We start from the raw sequence: 19,074 nt of genomic DNA, 5'->3' as shown, positions 1-19,074 counted from the left end.
TTTGTACATTAGAATTTATTTTTCTTCTGCTTTTAAAGCTTCTTCATGTTGTTTTGCAAAATCTTTTGGTTTTACTTCATTTCCAAATAAAGATTGAATTAAGTTTAAGTGAGTCTCCGCTACAGAAGCACTCATTTGAACATCAGCAAATAGTGTTAGGTTGCTAGCTTTATTTAATTCATTTAACACGTCAATATATAACGGTGGTAAATTTACTTTTGAAGTATCAACCTTTGTCGCAGGAATTACACCCGCTTTTTCAACAGATTGCTCTCCCCACTTCTCTACAAAAAATTTCACAAAGTCTTTAGCTTCAGCTTTAACTTTTGAATGTTCTGCTACGAATAAACCAACACCAGGTCCACCAACCCAGCTATTAATATTTCCTTTTCCGCCTTCATAGGTAGGGAATTTAAAGAAACCTACATTGTCTCGGAAATCTTTAGGAATTTCTTCATTTGTCGTAAAGTTTGGAAGCTCCCAAGTTCCCATTAAGTACATAGCTGCATGTCCATTTAAGAATTCAGATTTACCCTCATCATTAGATAATCCATTAAAACCTTTATTAAATGCTTTTTCTTTCACTAAGTTTTGAACCTCTGTTGCCGCTGTTACAAGTGCAGGATCCTCGAATGTTCCTGTACGGTTAATTGCTTTGTTTAATACATCAGCTCCACCAATTCTGTCTGCTAAATACATATACCAAAGTGAACCTGTCCAACGATCTTTATTTCCTAAAGCAATAGGAGCAACTCCATTTTTAGCAAGTGTTTTAACAACATTTTGGAATTCGCTATAAGTTTGTGGTACTTGAAGATTATATTTTTCAAAAATTGCTTTATTGTAATAAATTGGAGCGATGTTTAGTTCTAGAGGTAATCCATATGTTTTACCATCAACTGCATATGCTTCTGTTGTTCCACTTACAAATGAATCTTTTAATCCGTTATTTAACACATCATCTAAATCAGCAAAAAGGCCACCTTTTACAAATGGTTTCATATATCCTGCTGCCCATGTAAACCCAACATCAGGAAGTTCGTTAGACGAAGAAAGAACTTTAATCTTATTCTTGTATTGCTCATTTTCAAGAACTTCTACCTCGATTTTTACATCCTTATGTTCAGCCTCATATTGCTTAATAATGTCAGAGACAATTAAGTTTTGTTGCTTAGAACTTCCAGCCGGCCAAAGATGCATAAACTTAATTACCTTTTTGGAACCGCTTTCAGTTGAGGCGTTATTCGATTTACCACAGCCAGTTAAAGCAACCATAAGAATAAGGACTAATGCTAACATTAATGAAGACGCTTTCTTAAACATGTCAAACCTCCATTTTTTGAATTTTTCGTTACAAGTAAATTCTAGCACTAAAAAAAAAACGCGGTAAGGTAACCACGATTGGATAAAATTCCACTATTTTTGGATTAGTGCATCATCAAGTTCTGACATTTTTCTAAATTTACTAGGGGTAATACCCTCGTAGTCCTTAAAGATCTTAATGAAATATTTAGCTGTTTGATAGCCTACTTCTAGTGCAATTTCTCCAATTTGCAAATCAGTTGTCAGTAGCCGATTTTTTGCAATTTGTAATCTCTTTCTAGTCAAATACTCACTAAACGTTAACCCCACCTGCTCTTTAAATAACACACTAAAATAACTCGCATTTAGATGTACCGCTTCTGCAACATCCTTTAATGAAATTTGATTACTTATATTCTGATTAATAAATACTTTAGCTGACTTAATTGAATTAGAGTGATTATGAACTTGATCTAGCTTTAATAATTTCTGATCAGTCACTTTTTCCATATACTCAATCCGTTCATTATTCGCTTCCTTTTCAAGCGCTTGCTCAATAGCCTCAATTAATTTTTGTTTACTTACCGGTTTTAATAAATAATTTACAACTCCTAGACGAATAGCCTCCTGGGCATATTCGAAGTCAGGGTGTCCAGAAATAATAATGGAAACAAACTTATGACCTTTGTCCTTTAGGGTTTTTAAAAGCTCTAAACCATTCATTTCTGGCATACAAATATCAGTTACTAATAAATGAATTTTTGTTCTGCTCATCTGTTCAAATGTTTCTTGACCATTTGCCGCACTCAGAATTTCAAATTTACCATTTGACCATTTCTCTAATGTTTTTTTTAATCCTTGTCTAGTCACTTGTTCATCATCAACAATTAGAATCGTCTTTGTATCCAAATTATTCTCCACCTTTGTCTGGAACTTCGAATAATACAGTTGTACCTTTACCGACCTCACTTTCTAAATGAAGGCCTCTTAAGTCATAACCTTCGTAATATAATTTAATTCTTTTATTTACATTAGTAAGTGCCATCCCGATCCCTTTAAAGGATGACATATTATCATTTTTAATTGCTAGATTAAGAGCATCAAGGGCTTCTCGATCAATCCCTGGTCCATTGTCATGAACAATTACTAGTAAATTAGAAGTGTCCTCAATTCTTTCAATCTTGACTAATACAAGCCCTTGTTCCCGACTACTCTCAATACCATGCATAATAGCGTTTTCAACTAAAGGTTGGATTAACAGTTTAGGTATTTTAATGGCTAATAGATTAGGCTCAACAGATATCTCCCATAACAACCGTTCTCCTAATCTCATTTTCATAATTTGTAAATATCGTTCAATTTGGTCAAGAGCAGCTTGTATAGTTACCCATTCACTACTGTTTGCGTTACCAATTGTATAGCGAAATAATCCTGACATTGCAATCACTATTTCTGCTAAATCATCCTCACCCCTATCATCTAAAGACCAATAAAGTGCATTTAGCGTATTATATAGGAAATGCGGATCAATTTGGGCTTGTAGTGCCTTCAACTCAGTTTGACTACGAAGTAATTCTTTTTCATAAACGACCTGTATTAAATGATTGGTGTTTTCTACCATCTGATTATACGTTCTATTTAATTCAATAATTTCTAATGAAGCTGCGCTTTCCTTGTTAATTTTCAATTCGTCCATTTTCGCATTCTTCATTGTATTTGTAAGTTTCTTTATCGGTCTTGTAATCATTGTTGCTAGAATAATGGATGACACGACAAAAATGATAAAACCAATTGCGCCAGATAAAAGAGTTACTTTTCTTACCGGTGTTACTCTCTCATTTAAAAAGCTTGTAGGTTTTAAAATAACAAGCGTCCAGCCTGTTTTTGTAGATGTTTGTGTGACAATCATATATTGCTTTTTATTTACTTTTATCGATTCGTATCCTTCTACTAAAAATTTTTGAATATCAATGCCATAATTATCCGTTATCGGAGTTAAATCCCTATCAAGAAGCATCATATAATCCTTCTCCCCAGGAGATAAATTACTTTCTTCAACTTGAAAGTAACTATTAAGAATTCTTACTACTAAATAGCCTCCATTTGAAAACCAGCGATCCATTAAGCTTACCCTTCTTATTGCATAAGAATAGTTACTATTTTTAGGATCTTTTCCTACCCACACTAATCTTCCTTTCTCAGCTTCCGCTTCCTTTACCCATTTCTCATCGATTACACTAGATAAATTTTTTTCACCGAATGGAAAAATACGATTACCTTCCGAAGAATATAACTCGAAAGAAGAGATTCCATTTGAATAAGCTAAAAAGTTATTTATTACTCTAATTAATGATTGTCTTTTCGCAAAATCAACACTTTCTCCGTTTTTCAATCCAAGTAATATTTGCTGAACCGTCTCGTTAGTCATTAATTGATTTGACAAAGTATCAATTTGCTTATACAAGGTTTCCATTCTTCCGTTTGCTTCAACAGCCGTTTGTTTGATTTGTTTCTCTGTTGTATCTTTCATTAAAGTTCCAACTTGGTTATATACCATTATGGATACAATCGATAAAACAATCACCATAACAATCAAGAAAACTGCCAATATTTGATTTCGTAAAGTGTTTAATTTTCTGATCCGTAGTCTAAATTTGAGGATTTTAATCACCTCCTCAGTAGTAAGATAATGTAAGGGCTTTATATTAAAATAATCATACTATATTTAGCATTAGTCTGAATATTAAAAACACCTACCTAGTAATAACTACCAGATAGGTGAAATTAATCTTGAGATAATAGTTAGTTTAAATGAAAACAACACAAAAAAGGGAACCTAAACATTTGATGTTGAGGCTCCCTTTTCTACTTCCTTATTTACTATTCATTTACACCTACCCTGTCACTTATTAATTTGTCCAACTTTACTCCATTCTGCCTCCTGAAGAGTTCTCCATAAAATTTTCCCGCTTGCAGTAGTTGGTAATCGATCAATAAACTCGACATGTCTTGGATATTTATAGTTAGCCATATGCTCTTTAGACCAATCGATAATGTCATCCTCACTGACTTTGCCTAAATAATTTGGATTTAAGATTATATATGCCTTTACTGTTTCTCCCCTTTTTTCATCTGGCTTACTAACAACACATGCTTGTTGAATAGCCGAATGTTTATATAATAGGTTCTCCACCTCAGTTGGCCATACTTTAAAGCCTGACGCGTTAATCATCCTTTTAACACGGTCAACGATAAAATAGTACCCTTCATCATCAAACCGACCAATATCTCCTGTACGGAAAAATAGTTTTCCGTCTATTTCTATAAAAGCTTCATTCGTTTCTTCTGGTCGATTAAAGTAGCCTTTAAATACTTGTGGTCCATTGACAATAATCTCACCAACCTCACCAACACCTAACTGTTTCATTGTTAATGGGTCGATAATTCTGGCGTCTACGTCAAATGACGGAATTCCAAGACATTGAAGTTTTGGTCGATCTGGTGGATTAAAATGCGTCTGAGCAATTGTTTCAGATAATCCATACCCTTCTACAAACTTTAAACCTGTTAATTGGAAAAGTTGCTCTCCTACTGCTTCTGGTAGAGGAGCCCCTCCACCTGCAATATTTACAAGGGACTTGATGTCGTCAGTATTTAAACTTGGATTTGATAAAAAGTCGATTAGCATAGTACTTATATTTACCCAATGAGTACATTGATAGTGTTTAATCAGTTTGCATGCATGGCTTCGATTCCATCTAGTTAGCAATACCATACTTGAACCAGTGAGAATCGGAGTATGCATTCCATGAACCATTCCTGTAACATGGAATAGAGGTAAAGTTGAAAAACTAACGGCATTTGCAGAAATATTCATCCAAACAGCAGATCCTACTACATTTGCTTGTACCGTTTTATGCGTATGAATACAGCCTTTCGGTAAACCGGTTGTTCCTGAAGTATATGGAAGAACTGCAACATCTTCTGAATTACCTTCATAAAGTGATGGAGTGAGCTGTGTTTGTATAGCATCCTCCCAATAAAATAGATTTTTATTTTGATAAACTTTCTTTGGCTCAGTTATTTCTGCCGTTAAATCGGAAACTAAAGGAATGGTTGGTAAGTATTCAGAGTAAACTGCAACGACTAAATTCTCTAATTCAGTTGTAGCATGTAAAGGTTCAATTTGAGAGGTTAGTTCTTGGCCAATGATTGCGGTTTTAATTTTACAATCATTTAGATAAAATTCAAGTTCATTAGTGGTGTTCATCGGGTTAATTGGTACTACAATTCCTCTTACTCTTAATATTGCATAAAAGGCGATCACGTATTGAGGTGAGTTTTGCATATAAAGCATTACACGTTCACCAGGGGATATTTCTAACTCATGCTCAAGATATCCTGCTAAATAATCAACCTCTTCAAGAAGCTGCTTATACGTTTTTGATGCGCCATAATACTCTATGGCAGTTTTATTTGGATATCTTTTTGCTGAAACGACTAAATTATCATAAAGTGTTGTCTCAGGTAAAGTTAAAGATTTAGAAACCCTTTTTGGCCAATGTGCAAAATGTGAAGTACTCATAAATTTCCCCTTTCGCTTATGTACCTTATTAATATTAAATTTTAATACTGACATCTCTTTCTTGTATGTATACAAATGTTAGTCATTAACAAAAAAGTACAGGGCAATTTAATAAAATAACCACCAGAACAGAAAACGCTTACAAATCATTTGATTTAAATAGGATCTCCTGAAAATTAACTGAAAGTAAATTACAAAGTGAGGTATTTGCTAAGTTTAGTGTGGAAAGGAAATGTGTGGAATAGTAAAATATGATCAATATTGTTAACTTTAGACTTTATTATAATGGAAAAGCTTAAATGAATAAATAGTTTTTTGAAAATTTAAAAAATACTTAGTTTGAGTATCCAAAATTTTTTTAGTAAAATCACATACAATTACCACTTTTCTATGTTTCAATTAATAACAAGTGAGGTGTTAGCATATGAGAATTGGAATAATCGGTCTAGGAGATATAGCTACAAAGGCATATCTACCAGTTCTTTCTGAAAAAGAAAATATCGAGTTAGTGCTATGTACAAGAAATAATGAAAAACTGGGCTTTTTATCAAACAAATATCGGATCGTTGAAACAGTAAATTCAGTAGAAGATTTGTTAGAAAAGAATATTCATGCAGCATTTGTTAGTACAGCTACGGAAGCTCATTATTTGATAACTAAAAAGTTATTATCAAATGGTATAAACGTTTATATCGATAAGCCCATTTCATTGAACTTTAGTGAAACTGAACAAATTGTAAATCTGACCAGGAAACAAGGAAAAATAGCGATGGTTGGTTTCAATAGACGATTTATCCCTAGAGTAAGAGAGCTGACTATGCATGGAAAAGCTAACTTAATAATCATGCAAAAAAATAGATTTAACTTTCCTGAATATACTAGAAGATTTGTTGTAGAGGATTTTATTCATGTAGTAGACACACTTAGGTATTTAATGTCCACTAATGTAGTTGATTTAAAAGTAAACTTCTTAAAAAAAGATAATATGCTCGAACACTTAGTCATCCATCTTATAGGAGAAGGTTGCACGGCAATTGGAATAATGAACAGAAATAATGGTGTTACGGAAGAAATTATTGAATATATGACACCACAAAATAAATATGTAGTAAGTAGTTTAGTCGAAACAACCCATTATCATAATAAAGAAATAAATATTACGAAATTTGGTGATTGGGAACCAACCTTATATAAACGCGGATTTTACCAAATAGTTGACCACTTTCTCGACTGTTTAAAACAGAATAAAACCCCAGATCCTTCAATAGATGATTCCTTAATCACTCACGAAATTTGTGAAAGAATCGTTCAGTATATCGATTCTAATACTTATTAAATGAAAAAACCCGAATAGTAGACATTGATGTGCCTAATTATTCGGGTTATATTTGTTAATTATTCTTGTTCAGCCATTGCATCTTTAGGAGTACCGAATAAATACGTTAGAACGAAACCACCAGCGTAACCAGCAAGTAATCCGATCAAATATTTAATCCACATTCCGTGCGCAATAAGTGGAACTAACGCTAGACCTGAAGGACCGATTGCAATTGCTCCAACATGACCAAGCATTCCTATTACTGCACCTCCAATACCACCACCGATACAAGCAGTGATAAATGGACGACCAAGAGGTAATGTAACACCATAAATTAATGGTTCACCAATACCTAAAATACCTACTGGAAGAGCACCTTTAATCATATTTGATAATGATTTATTCTTTTTGCAACGTAACCATAATGCTAATGCTGCACCAACTTGTCCTGCACCTGCCATTGCAAGGATTGGTAACAAATCTGTTGCACCTGTTGTATTAATTAATTCGATATGAATCGGTGTTAATACTTGATGTAAACCTAACATTACTAATGGTAAGAATCCCATACCTAATATAAATCCTGCCAAAATACCGCCTTTTGAAATAACCCAGTTAATTGAGCCAATTAAGTTATCAGAAATAAATCCTGCAAATGGCATGATGAAGAAAATTGTTAGCAAACCTACTACTAATAAAGCAATCATAGGTGTAATAATAATATCTAAAGAATCTGGAATCACTTTACGTAATTGTTTTTCTAAAAGTGATAATAAATAGACTGCAAGTAGTACACCAATAATACCACCTTGTCCTGGAGCCAATGGTTCACCATTAAAGATATTTTTAATTGGTTGATCAGGAAGCATACCTGTTAAAAGTGTTACCCCACCAATTACTCCACCTAGGGATGGTGTCGCCCCGAATTCCTTCGCTGCGTTAATACCAACATAAATTGCTAAATAAGCAAAAATTGCGTTTTTAATTACATTTAAAACTGTTACATATTGTGACCAAGTAGCCGCCTCTAGATTTCCAGCAGTAATATTATTTAATAAAACTGAAGCAATACCAGCAATTAAACCTGCACCTACGAATGCTGGAATTAATGGAATAAAGATATTACCGACTTTTCGTAAGAAGTTTTTAAAAGGTGTATTATTTTTCTTTTTTAACTCAGCTTTAAGATCTGATCCTTTTTCTTTTAAAGCCGCTGATGAAGTTCCTTGTTTTCCCGATGAGCTGTTTTTCAGATGACCAAATTGCTCTGCAACTTTAGTTACTGTACCAGGACCTAAAATAATTTGGTATGTTTCATCATCAACAGTTCCCAAAACACCGTTAATTTTTTTAACTTGATCTTCATTGATTAAACTACGATCAGCCACATTAACACGAAGTCTTGTCATACAATTCGTATATGAAACTACATTATCTGTACCACCGATCGCATCAGCGATTTCAGAAGCTATTCTTTGATATTTATCCATCTTCTTCTCCTCCAAAAATTTATTTTTGTATCGCTTTTCGAACAAATCCTTCTGATTTTTTCAATTGCTCAATTGCTTGCTCATAACTAAATCCTGTAAGAATCATAACGATTGCTACTTTTGGACTTTGATTCGACTTCGTTAAATACTCTTCTGCAATTTCATACGTACAAGAAGTTGCTTCCATTACAATACGCTTTGAACGCTCAACTAGTTTTTCATTTGTTGATTGAACATCAACCATTAGGTTACCGTATACTTTACCTATACCAACCATTGAAGCTGTAGATAACATATTACATACTAACTTTTGAGAAGTACCGGCCTTTAATCTAGTTGAACCTGTTAATACTTCAGGTCCATTAACAACTTCGATTGCTATTTCTGCTTCTTGTCCTATCTTTGATCCTTTGTTACAACTAACCGCTACAGTTGAAGCACCAACTTCTTTGGCGTATTTTAAACCACCAATAACATAAGGCGTACGACCACTTGCTGCAATTCCAACTACAATATCATTTTTACTTAACTTAATTTCCTTTAAATCTTCAACTGCTAGTTCTTCGCTATCCTCTGCGCCTTCAACTGCTTTTATAAAAGCCTTTTCTCCCCCTGCAATTAACCCCACTACCTCTTCTGGGCTTGTTCCAAAAGTAGGAGGACATTCCACTGCATCTAAAAGTCCAATACGGCCACTTGTACCAGCACCTATATAAATCAAGCGACCTCCATTTTTGAAAGCAGTTACAATTTTTTCAACAGCTTTAGAAATATTAGGAATTTCATTTCGAACGGCAGCAGCAACCTTAGCATCCTCTTCGTTCATTACGGTTAAAAATTCTTCTATAGACATCTCATCTAAATTCATTGTTTTTTCATTTCTTGTCTCGGTTGTTAAATTCTCAAGCATGTTCGCTTCACCTCAAGTAATTTTTTAAAACTAAATTTAATTTCATATATATTATAACTATCTTTGAAATAAAATTTCAACATTAAAATCCATTAGGAAGAAATTTCATATTATTAATTCGTATTTTTGTTCAAATAAATGTCATATTCATAAAACCCCTACTAACACTTTTTCTATTAAAAGTTGCATAAATTTATTATTTATCCAGCAAAAAAGTTTAATTTCAAAATTACAATTTCAAAACATAATTAATAAACCATTGTGGCATTTTAAACCTATGTATTTAAAATATGTTTGTTAATCGAATGACAACTTCATTAAAATAAAATGCATTTATATAGATGAAAAGACAACAACATCCTCCATATGATTAAGGATATTTTGTCACTAACTAGGGGTTTACAATGAAAAAGATTACTTTGTTTTATCAAAATTTCTCTTTAGTGGAGATCAGCATACTTCTTTGCTTTCTCTTACCTCCAATAGGTATTTCAATGCTATTGATCATCGGGCTTCATACACTGTATACTCAATGGTTTATTAAAAAACGTTTTATTTATTCGTTTAGTTCATACTTTTTCTTATGCTTATTTTTATCTACTATTGGTGCTGCTCTATTAAGTAGAAATAGATTATTTTTATTGGTCAGTATCACGATTCTTAGTTACTGGGGAATTTATTGTAGGGTTTTAGTAACTGAGAAAGGTCAATTATTTCAGAGATTTCGTATGATCATAATCTTTGGGGGCGTATATAGTTGTGTAATTGGGTGGATTTCTAAATGGTTTGCACTTCCTAAGATAGTTGGTTATTTATTAGGAACAGTGCTTTTTGGAGAAATAGAACCTAAAAATTTTAACCGTCTAATTGGTTGTGCATACAATCCCAATTTTACTGTTTTTATTTTATTAATCGCTCTCTCTTTTCTCCTTGCTAGTTTACTTTCTAGTTTAGACAGAAAGCACTATATAAACTTAGCATGGCAGCTTCCAATCCAACTACTACTTAGTTATGGAGTTTATCTTACCGGTTCAAGAGCTGGCTTTGCGACAATGATTCTGATTTATTTACTTTTTTTCTTCCGATTTAATCGAATCTTTTTCTTTTTTTGTACAACCATCGGGCTATTCTTTTCGAAATGGTTGCTTTATATAATGCCAAGAGCCGATTCTATTTTTCAAGAAGGGCAGAAAAGATTGGACATTTGGCAAAACGCATATTTGATATGGAGAAATCACCCACTATTTGGTGTGACACCGATTGGATTTGGTCAAGAGTATGAAATGCAATATGGTCATTTCATCACCCATGCACATAATTTACTGCTAGGTATGTTTGTAGAATATGGGACATTAGGTGGATTGGCTTTTTTAACATTAATTAGTGTACAAATTGTTAAATGGATTCATTTATTCTTTTTTGAGCGCAGTAGGAAATGTTACTTAAACAGTTTTTTGCTCGGCCTATCAATTATTTTGTTTACAGGTGTATTTGATGAACCTGTGTTCTCTCCGCAAATTTGTTTCCTGACTGTTATAATGCTTGGCTGTTGGGATCGGTATTCGAAACGTATGCAATTTAATATCGAGTTTTCAGCAATTCAAGGCAAGTTTATTAGTGTTTATGGGAGTACGGCGAGGTTAGTTGTTAGTTCACACATGATTTTTCATTATTTAAAATCGAAGTTTATTAGTAATAAATATTAAAAAGACCCCTACAATTATTAGGGGTCTTCAGACTGTTGACAAACGNNCTGCGGTGCTCATTACCGTCTAGGGTAACTCCGCTCCTCACCAGGCTTCGCGCCTCGAAAGACAAGCGCTTGCAATCAGTCTGAAAATCAGATTTTTTGTACTTTGTCGACACACTAGAGACCCCTACAATTATTAGGGGTCTCTAGTGTGTAGTTTATGATATTTTTTTCGTAACTTGTTCTTGCGCTTTTGCTTCTACTGACACATTTCGTTTTGTTAAGAATAGATTTAAAATGATCGCAGTTAAGGAGCCTGTCACGATTCCATTTTGCATTAACATTTTTAAAAAGTCAGGTAGTTGGTCGAACATTTGTGGAAGTGTTGCTGAACCTAACCCTACTGCTATACTGCACGCTGCGATTAATAGGTTGTCTCCTTTTCCTAAATCGACTTCTGATAGTATTGAGATCCCAGCAGCCGCGACAGATCCGAACATAACAATCATTGCGCCTCCAAGAACAGCATTCGGAATAACTGTCGTTAAAGCCGCTAGTTTAGGTAATAAGCCAAGAACAACCATAATACCTCCAGCAGCATAAATAACTTCACGAGATTTCACTTTTGTAAGTGAAATTAAACCAACATTTTGGGAAAAAGCTGTATACGGAAATGCATTAAAAATACCACCGAGCATAATTGCAAGACCTTCTGAACGCAATCCATTAACGATTTGATCTTGTTTAACCTTTTGATTAGTCGCTTTTCCAACTGCAAAATAAACTCCAGTTGATTCCACCATACTAACAATACATACGATAATCATTGTGATAATAGCTGTAATACTAATTTTCGGTGTTCCGAAATAGAATGGTTGAGCGATACTGAACCACGATGCTTCTGATACGCTTGAAAAATGGACAATACCCATTGCATAGCCTGCAATTGTACCTACAACTAAACCAACAAGTACAGAAATTGTACGTAAAAACCCTTTAGCCCATCTATTAACAACTAAAATTACGATAAGTGTAAGAAGTGCTAGTAATAAATTTTGTACTTTACCGAAGTCTGGACTACCTTGTCCACCCGCTGCATTATTCATAGCCACTGGAATTAGAGAAAGCCCAATAATCGTTACAACTGATCCCGTTACAATTGTAGGGAAAAATTTTAAAAGCTTGCCATAAAAAGGAGCAGCTAAAACCACGAAAATCCCCGAAATAATGATAGCACCGTAAGCTGTCGGTAAGTTTGATGTGGATGCAATTGCAATAATTGGACCAACCGCCGTAAAGGTACATCCTAAAACAACTGGTAATCTGCTACCAAAGTATTTAGTTCCCATGCTTTGCAGAATTGTTGCTATACCACAAGTAAATAAATCTGCTGCAATTAGATATGCGATCTGAGTTGGCGTAAGTTTAAGCGCGCCACCTATTATAAGAGGTACAACAACTGCACCGGCATACATAGCCATGACGTGTTGAAAACCTAATGTGAATGCTTTTTGTTTACTTAACAATCTGATTCTCTCCCTTGTCATTGCTTTAATTTATCTATATTTTGTTGTACAGTTATTACTCTTTATAAACAAAAAAGGACAGGTTCCGCTTGAGTATGTTTCTCTCAAGTGAAACCTGTCCTTCTGGGTTTTTATCCCTAATGGTGTAGCACGTGTAGTGCCCACATCGCTTGGACCAGCCATTTAACTTATACAGTAAATGCGGAACCCTAGATGTGCTTTCACTCATAGTCGGTCGATTATATTGGTCGTCCGGTAGAAACTTATGGGCCATATCCCCATGATTATATGAGTTATTTATCTATTTGTACCTTGATAATGTTACACATGCTATTCAATATTTTCAAGTAGAAAATGTAGGAAAAGGTGCTCCATTAGAAAAAAACTAATGGAACACCTTCTATTATGTTCTACGCATATAAGCTTTTACAGTTAGTGGTGCAAAAATTGCTACAATTACGGCTGCTCCAATAAGCGAAATGATTAGATCTGAACCTGCAGTTCCTGTGTTCGTAAGATTTCTTACAGCAGTGATCAAATGTGAAATTGGGTTTATTTTTACAAACCATTGAAGCCAATTTGGCATTGTATCGACTGGCACAAAGGCATTAGAAAGGAATGTCAATGGAAATAGTGCTAGCATAGAAATTCCTTGTACGCTTGATGCTGTACGTGCAATTACTCCAAAAAAGGCAAAAATCCAACTAATCGCCCATGAACAGACAATGACAAGTAGCCCGGCTAAAACGACATAGTCCAATCCACCTTCAGGGCGATATCCCATTATATATCCCATAGAGAAAGTAAGAACTGTAGCGATTGTATAACGTATCGTATCAGCCAATAAAGCACCGGCGAGTGGTGCAATTCGAGCGATCGGCAGCGACTTGAAGCGATCGAATACACCTTTATCCATATCCTCACGCAATTGTACACCTGTAACAATTGAAGTAGTAATGACAGTCTGAACTAATATTCCTGGTATGATTACCGGCAAATAACTCTTAACATCTCCGGAGATTGCTCCACCAAAGATATAAGTAAACATAAGGGTAAAAATAATAGGTTGTAATGTAACATCAAATAATTGTTCTGGAGTACGCTTTATTTTTAATAGACCACGATAAGCCATCGTAAATGAATTTTTTACTGATTGTCTAAAGCTAGTTTTATTTTTCAATTCACGATAAGCAGCTTGTTTTATTGAAGTACTCATACTCTTTCTCCCTCCAATTCTTTTACTTTATCTGACTCCATTAATCCATCATTTTCTACGCTATTACCAGTAATCGTAAGGAATACTTCATCAAGAGTCGGCTTTTGTACACTCATCTCGGCTAGATGAATACCTTCATCACGCAAGGCGACCAGTAAGTCTGTCACTCGGTCAGGATCTGTCATTGGTGCAGTAATCTTTCCTTCTACTAATGTAATATTAGATTTTACTTTAAGTACACGTTCTACTGTCTGACGGGCCTTTTGAACATCTTTTATATCTTGAATCTTTAATTGTAACGATGAACTACCAACTGAAGCTTTCAATTCATCAACAGTACCTTCTGCAACTACATGACCACGATCTATTACTGCAATTCGATCAGCTAGTTCATCTGCTTCTTGAAGATATTGTGTTGTTAATAGAACGGTTGATCCTTCTTTTACTAAACGACGAATCGTATCCCACATTTGATTTCTCGTACGAGGGTCTAAACCAGTTGTCGGCTCATCTAAAAAGATAAGTGGTGGCTGAGCAATTAAACTTGCAGCCAAATCTAACCTACGACGCATTCCACCTGAGAAATTTTTTAGTGGACGTTTTGCTGCTTCCGTTAATCCAAATTCTTCTAATAAATCAGCTGCTTTCTTTCGAGATTCCGCTCTACCCAAACCTAGTAATCTTGAGAAAATGATCAGATTCTCTGTAGCACTTAGTGACTCATCAACCGAGGCATACTGACCAGTAACGCCAATTAATTGACGCACAATTTGAGCCTCTTTTAAAACATCATGTCCGAATATGCGTGCAGTACCTTCGTCTTGTCTTAGTAAAGTAGCCAGCATTCTAATTGTCGTTGTTTTCCCCGCACCATTTGGACCAAGTACACCGTAAATACTTCCAGCACGAACGTTTAAATCTACTCCATCAACCGCACGATTTTCACCAAATACTTTCACTAAACCACTCGCTTCTACGGCTAAATCTCCATTATTAGGGGTAATTATTTTTTTATTTAAATATTCCAATTTACTTCCTCCTTTACGACTTATTACAAGATGAATATATCGACTAATTATGAATTAAGTATGAACTTTAGATAAAAAAATTTCTTTCCATATCCAATGCAAAAAACTTCCCTCATATAAATGAAGGGAAGTCTATGATTATTCATGTACGATCGTCTGATTTAGTTGTAGGAACTCTGAATCGATTTCATGCAGAAAAGGAGTCACTTCACCTAAGCTATATAGGTGTAACTGATGCATTGCTCGTGTACATGCAGTATAGAATAGTCTTCGTAGTCGCTCATCTCCATAAACTCGAGCTGATGCATCATAAATAATCACTGCATCGAATTCAATCCCTTTTGCCAAATAGGCGGGAATAACGACTACTCCCTGTTCATATTCAACGGAGTTTCTCTTCACATGCTTGATTCCTTCTACATCTTTTAATGCTTCATATGCCTCTAAACTTTCCTCAGCAGATTTGCAAATGACAGCAATTGTATTAAATTCACTTTTCTTTAAATCTTCTATTTTAGATGCAATATGACTGTGCAAATCTTCTCGACTAGATATTTGTGTTAACACAGGCTTAACCCCAACACGTTCAAAAGGTGTAATTAGATTGCCTCCTGGTATGAGTCTACGTGTGAACTCAACAATTGGTTTTGTTGATCTGTAACTGCGTGTCAGATTAATCACTTTTGTTTCATCTGGTCCATATAACCCTTGAAGAACATTAAAATCCCCCATTTCACTGGCGTGCGCAAAAATAGCCTGATTAAAGTCTCCTAAAACAGTCATCTTTGCAGAAGGAAATAATCTCTTTAAAAATTCAAATTGGAATGGAGAATAATCTTGTGCTTCATCTACAAGCACAAATTTAATCGTAACATTTGATTGGAAGCCTTGAATCAATTCTTTTAAAAGTAAGTAAGGTGTAGCATCCTCATAAAACAATTTGCCTTCATCTAACATATTTAATGTTAACTGACATATGTCTTCCCAATTTTCAGGGGTATCCCCTTCAATCCATTGTTCAATTTGAGTTGGATTGGAAAATAGCTGTTTATATATACCCTTTATGTCAATAAAACGCAATCCTCGAACCCACTCACGTAGTGGCTTTAGTTTTTTACGCACGACCATCCGACCTAATACCTTAATTTCTTGTTCGTAATCATCGAATGTATCTTCTTTAGAACGTTTTTTCTGTAAATACTTATATGCTTTTTGATAATCATCTTTGCTGAGTAACTCGATTTCATCCTGTACCCATGTTTTTTTCAATTCTAGCTTTTCCATTTCATTGATTTGTTTGTTTAACCATTCCGTTAACTTCTCTAAGCGGTTGTTAAATTTTAAAGAAGTGTCGATGCTATAAAATCTTTCATATATCTGTTTAGCTGTAACGACTGATTTACCTCTAAATTTAAATCCTCTAAAGACCATACCGGATAATTCAAGCGATTGTCTGTATGCCTTAATCGTTTCAAAGAAATGAGTTGAAGCTTTAAATCGAATGCTTGAAGTCCTAGTCTTATAGGAAGGATCATCCATAGCAGTTAGCACATACTCTAATTGCTCATAATTATCCTCAACTTGGAATGCATCACTTAGCCTATGGACTAGATATTCTTGAAATGTAACTTGTTGCATATTTTCTTCGCCAAGTTCAGGTAAAACTCTAGATACGTAGTTATTAAACATTGCGTTAGGCGAAAATAAGATAATTTGATCTGCTTTTATCCAATTTCTATATTTATATAGCAAATAGGCAATTCTTTGCAAAGCTGCAGATGTCTTTCCACTACCAGCCGCCCCTTGAACAATCAGTAATCTGCCTTTGTCATAGCGTATAATCTGATTTTGTTCTTTTTGAATACTGGCTACTATGCTTCTCATATGCTTATTCGTTCCTTTGCCTAGCACATGTTGCAAAATCTCATCACCGATTGTAAGACTAGTATCGAACATGGATTCAATTACACCGTTACGTATAATGTATTGCCACTTTTCATCTAATACGCCATTTACTTTTCCACCCGGTGTATCATACTCAGCAGGACCTGGTGGATAATCATAGTAAACACTCGAAACCGGGGCCCTCCAATCATAGACTAAAATATTCTCTCCTGATTCATCCATTAGCGTAGAAACGCCAATATAAACACGCTCCGTTTCAGACAATCCTTCTTCTGTAAAGTTGATGCGACCGAAATAAGGAACCTCTTTCATACGACGAAGTGCTGATAGTCGGTTGGAAGATTGCTTATGATTAATTTGGCCGATCGCTAAAAGTTGAGATTGTTGTCTCAAACTAATAACTGTCTCTAAATAGTCATCAAAGCTATCTGTATTAACTTTAACCTCATCCCAAAAGTTTTTACGAACATTGATTACTTCGTTTTTACGTTGGGCTGTTTCTTCTGTTAATTTACTAATTTTGTCCGAGATTAATTCAAGCACAGCATTTACTCTTACCTGTTCTTTTTGAAGTTCGTTGTTCATTTCATGCACTCCTTTAAAAGATAAAAATGGGGGTTGACTCTAGAGGATTTGTATAGTAAAATTAAAATAGGGAAAATATGACCTCTTCATAATTTCTATTATATATACTGTATTAATCTACCACGTTTTTATCTTTAAAGCAATAGTCCTCATATAAATTCATCATTATTTCATCTTAATGACTAAGTTTCATAAACTCAAAAAGTAAAATGACCCACCAAAAAATGATCATTAAACCACTTATAGTAAGGTCATCATTATTATTTATTAATTTTTTTGTACATACTTCAAATAGTTACTTTTTATTAAAATCCGCCATAAATATTATTTATGTTCATTCAAAAATACAAGTTCGCCATTCACAAAAGTAGCTTGAACATTAAACTTACGATCAATTAAGACGATATTTGCTTTTTTCCCGCACTCGATACTTCCAACTTCATGATCAATTTTAAGTAATTTTGCTTGGTTAAGACTGACCATTGGTAAAATAGTTTCTAAAGGGACCTCTAAAATGTCATTTACATTTTTTAAACACTCCATTAAATTTGTCGTGCTTCCTGCTAACGAGCCAGTTTCTATTGTTCGAGCGATTTTATTTTCCACTTTAACATCTAATGTTCCAAGAGTATAGAATCCATCTGGTAAATCAGCAGCAGCCATTGAATCACTTATTAAAAGAATATGCTCAATCCCTTTTGCTTTGTATAGTAGTTTAATTGCTCCAGGGTGGACATGCTGTAAATCTGCTATACATTCACAATAACATTGATCGTTTGTTAAAACTGCACCGAGACAGCCAGGATCGCGATGATTAAATCCCCTCATGCCATTAAAAGTGTGAACAGATATTCTTGCCCCATGTTCAATTGCGTTATTCGTTGTGTCAAAGTCTGCATTTGTATGACCGATCGACACGTGAATTCCTTTATCTGTTAGCAATTTAATAGCTTCCCCCGCATTCTCTTTTTCTGGAGCTATTGTGATTACTTTAACCGTATTATTTGAAACTTTTATAAGTTCATATAACTCATCAGTTTGAAGTTCACGGATATACTTGACTGGATGGGCACCGCGATGCTCAGTTGTAATATACGGACCTTCTACATATGATCCAATGATTTCTGCTCCTTCTGTTTGTCCCATCGAATCACTTACGATTTTTACAGCTTTCTTAATTTTTTCGAAATCATGAGTCAGTGTAGTTGGCAAAAATCCCGTCACCCCATGACGTGCAAGTGACAGAGACATTTCTCGTAATGAATGAATACTAGCATCCATCGTGTCATTTCCAGCAATCCCATGAATATGTAGATCAATCAAGCCTGGAATGGCTACAAAATTGGCATAATCCAAAATCTCACAACTAGGTCTGTCTGTTGTTATTTCACTTATTTTTCCGTTCTCAATCAGTATATAGCCATTTGCAACTACTTTACCGGGTGTATAAATTTTTTCTAGCTTAATTGCTTTCACACTACTTCCCCCTCTATTGTTCGCAAGAATTCTTTTTCAAAAA

Annotated in this window: 13 protein-coding genes and 1 riboswitch; of the genes, 2 read left to right on the top strand and 11 right to left on the bottom strand. The window is 34.6% G+C overall.

The features are described from left to right. Positions 1-15: 15 nt before the first annotated feature. From CN925_RS02680 to CN925_RS02665, 4 genes are all read right to left on the bottom strand, one after another. Positions 16-1,323 (bottom strand): extracellular solute-binding protein, encoded by a 1,308-nt coding sequence (locus CN925_RS02680; protein ID WP_098844522.1) that lies wholly within the window; start codon positions 1,321-1,323, stop codon positions 16-18. 93 nt (positions 1,324-1,416) lie between these two features. Then, positions 1,417-2,211: a response regulator transcription factor gene (locus CN925_RS02675; protein WP_098844519.1), complete on the bottom strand. Its 795-nt coding sequence runs from the start codon at positions 2,209-2,211 to the stop codon at positions 1,417-1,419. A gap of 1 nt (position 2,212) precedes the next feature. Beyond that, a complete protein-coding gene (locus CN925_RS02670; protein WP_286138241.1) occupies positions 2,213-3,910 on the bottom strand; it encodes a sensor histidine kinase in 1,698 nt (565 codons plus the stop codon). 294 nt (positions 3,911-4,204) lie between these two features. Beyond that, complete coding sequence (locus CN925_RS02665) at positions 4,205-5,887, bottom strand: long-chain fatty acid--CoA ligase (RefSeq protein ID WP_098844516.1); 1,683 nt, start codon at positions 5,885-5,887, stop codon at positions 4,205-4,207. 424 nt (positions 5,888-6,311) lie between these two features. Between CN925_RS02665 and CN925_RS02660 the strand changes: the two genes are divergently transcribed. Beyond that, positions 6,312-7,223 (top strand): Gfo/Idh/MocA family protein, encoded by a 912-nt coding sequence (locus tag CN925_RS02660; RefSeq protein ID WP_098844513.1) that lies wholly within the window; start codon positions 6,312-6,314, stop codon positions 7,221-7,223. A 59-nt stretch (positions 7,224-7,282) separates the two neighbouring features. Here CN925_RS02660 and CN925_RS02655 read toward each other — a convergent pair whose 3' ends face one another. Further along, positions 7,283-8,695, bottom strand: coding sequence for a PTS transporter subunit EIIC (locus tag CN925_RS02655; protein WP_098844510.1), 1,413 nt, complete (start codon positions 8,693-8,695; stop codon positions 7,283-7,285). 19 nt (positions 8,696-8,714) lie between these two features. Then, a complete protein-coding gene (gene murQ / locus CN925_RS02650) occupies positions 8,715-9,605 on the bottom strand; it encodes an N-acetylmuramic acid 6-phosphate etherase (protein ID WP_098844508.1) in 891 nt (296 codons plus the stop codon). Between the two features lie 404 nt (positions 9,606-10,009). Between murQ and CN925_RS02645 the strand changes: the two genes are divergently transcribed. Beyond that, positions 10,010-11,311 (top strand): O-antigen ligase family protein, encoded by a 1,302-nt coding sequence (locus tag CN925_RS02645; protein WP_098844505.1) that lies wholly within the window; start codon positions 10,010-10,012, stop codon positions 11,309-11,311. Between the two features lie 202 nt (positions 11,312-11,513). On the opposite strand, the gene CN925_RS02640 is transcribed toward CN925_RS02645, so the two are convergent. The 5 genes from CN925_RS02640 to nagA form a co-directional block, all read right to left on the bottom strand. Continuing rightward, a complete protein-coding gene (locus tag CN925_RS02640; protein WP_098844502.1) occupies positions 11,514-12,821 on the bottom strand; it encodes a nucleobase:cation symporter-2 family protein in 1,308 nt (435 codons plus the stop codon). A 208-nt stretch (positions 12,822-13,029) separates the two neighbouring features. Next, positions 13,030-13,133, bottom strand: a riboswitch (purine riboswitch). Positions 13,134-13,224: 91 nt separating this feature from the next. Next, on the bottom strand, positions 13,225-14,037 hold the full coding sequence (locus CN925_RS02635) for an ABC transporter permease (RefSeq protein WP_098844500.1): 813 nt from the start codon (positions 14,035-14,037) through the stop codon (positions 13,225-13,227). Then, entirely contained in the window at positions 14,034-15,065 is a 1,032-nt protein-coding gene (locus CN925_RS02630; RefSeq protein WP_098844498.1) for an ATP-binding cassette domain-containing protein, read from the bottom strand. Before CN925_RS02630 ends, CN925_RS02635 begins: the two co-directional genes overlap by 4 nt. Before the next feature lie 138 nt (positions 15,066-15,203). After that, positions 15,204-17,555, bottom strand: a complete 2,352-nt coding sequence (helD, locus tag CN925_RS02625) for an RNA polymerase recycling motor HelD (protein ID WP_098844495.1) — start codon at positions 17,553-17,555, stop codon at positions 15,204-15,206. Between the two features lie 324 nt (positions 17,556-17,879). After that, complete coding sequence (nagA, locus tag CN925_RS02620; RefSeq protein WP_098844492.1) at positions 17,880-19,031, bottom strand: N-acetylglucosamine-6-phosphate deacetylase; 1,152 nt, start codon at positions 19,029-19,031, stop codon at positions 17,880-17,882. Positions 19,032-19,074: the final 43 nt, after the last annotated feature.

It is taken from the genome of Bacillus sp. AFS055030, assembly GCF_002574545.1.
GTDB lineage: Bacteria > Bacillota > Bacilli > Bacillales > Bacillaceae_G > Gottfriedia.
The sequence above is the reverse complement of the archived record's forward strand: the minus strand, read 5'-3'. Positions and strand labels throughout refer to the sequence as shown.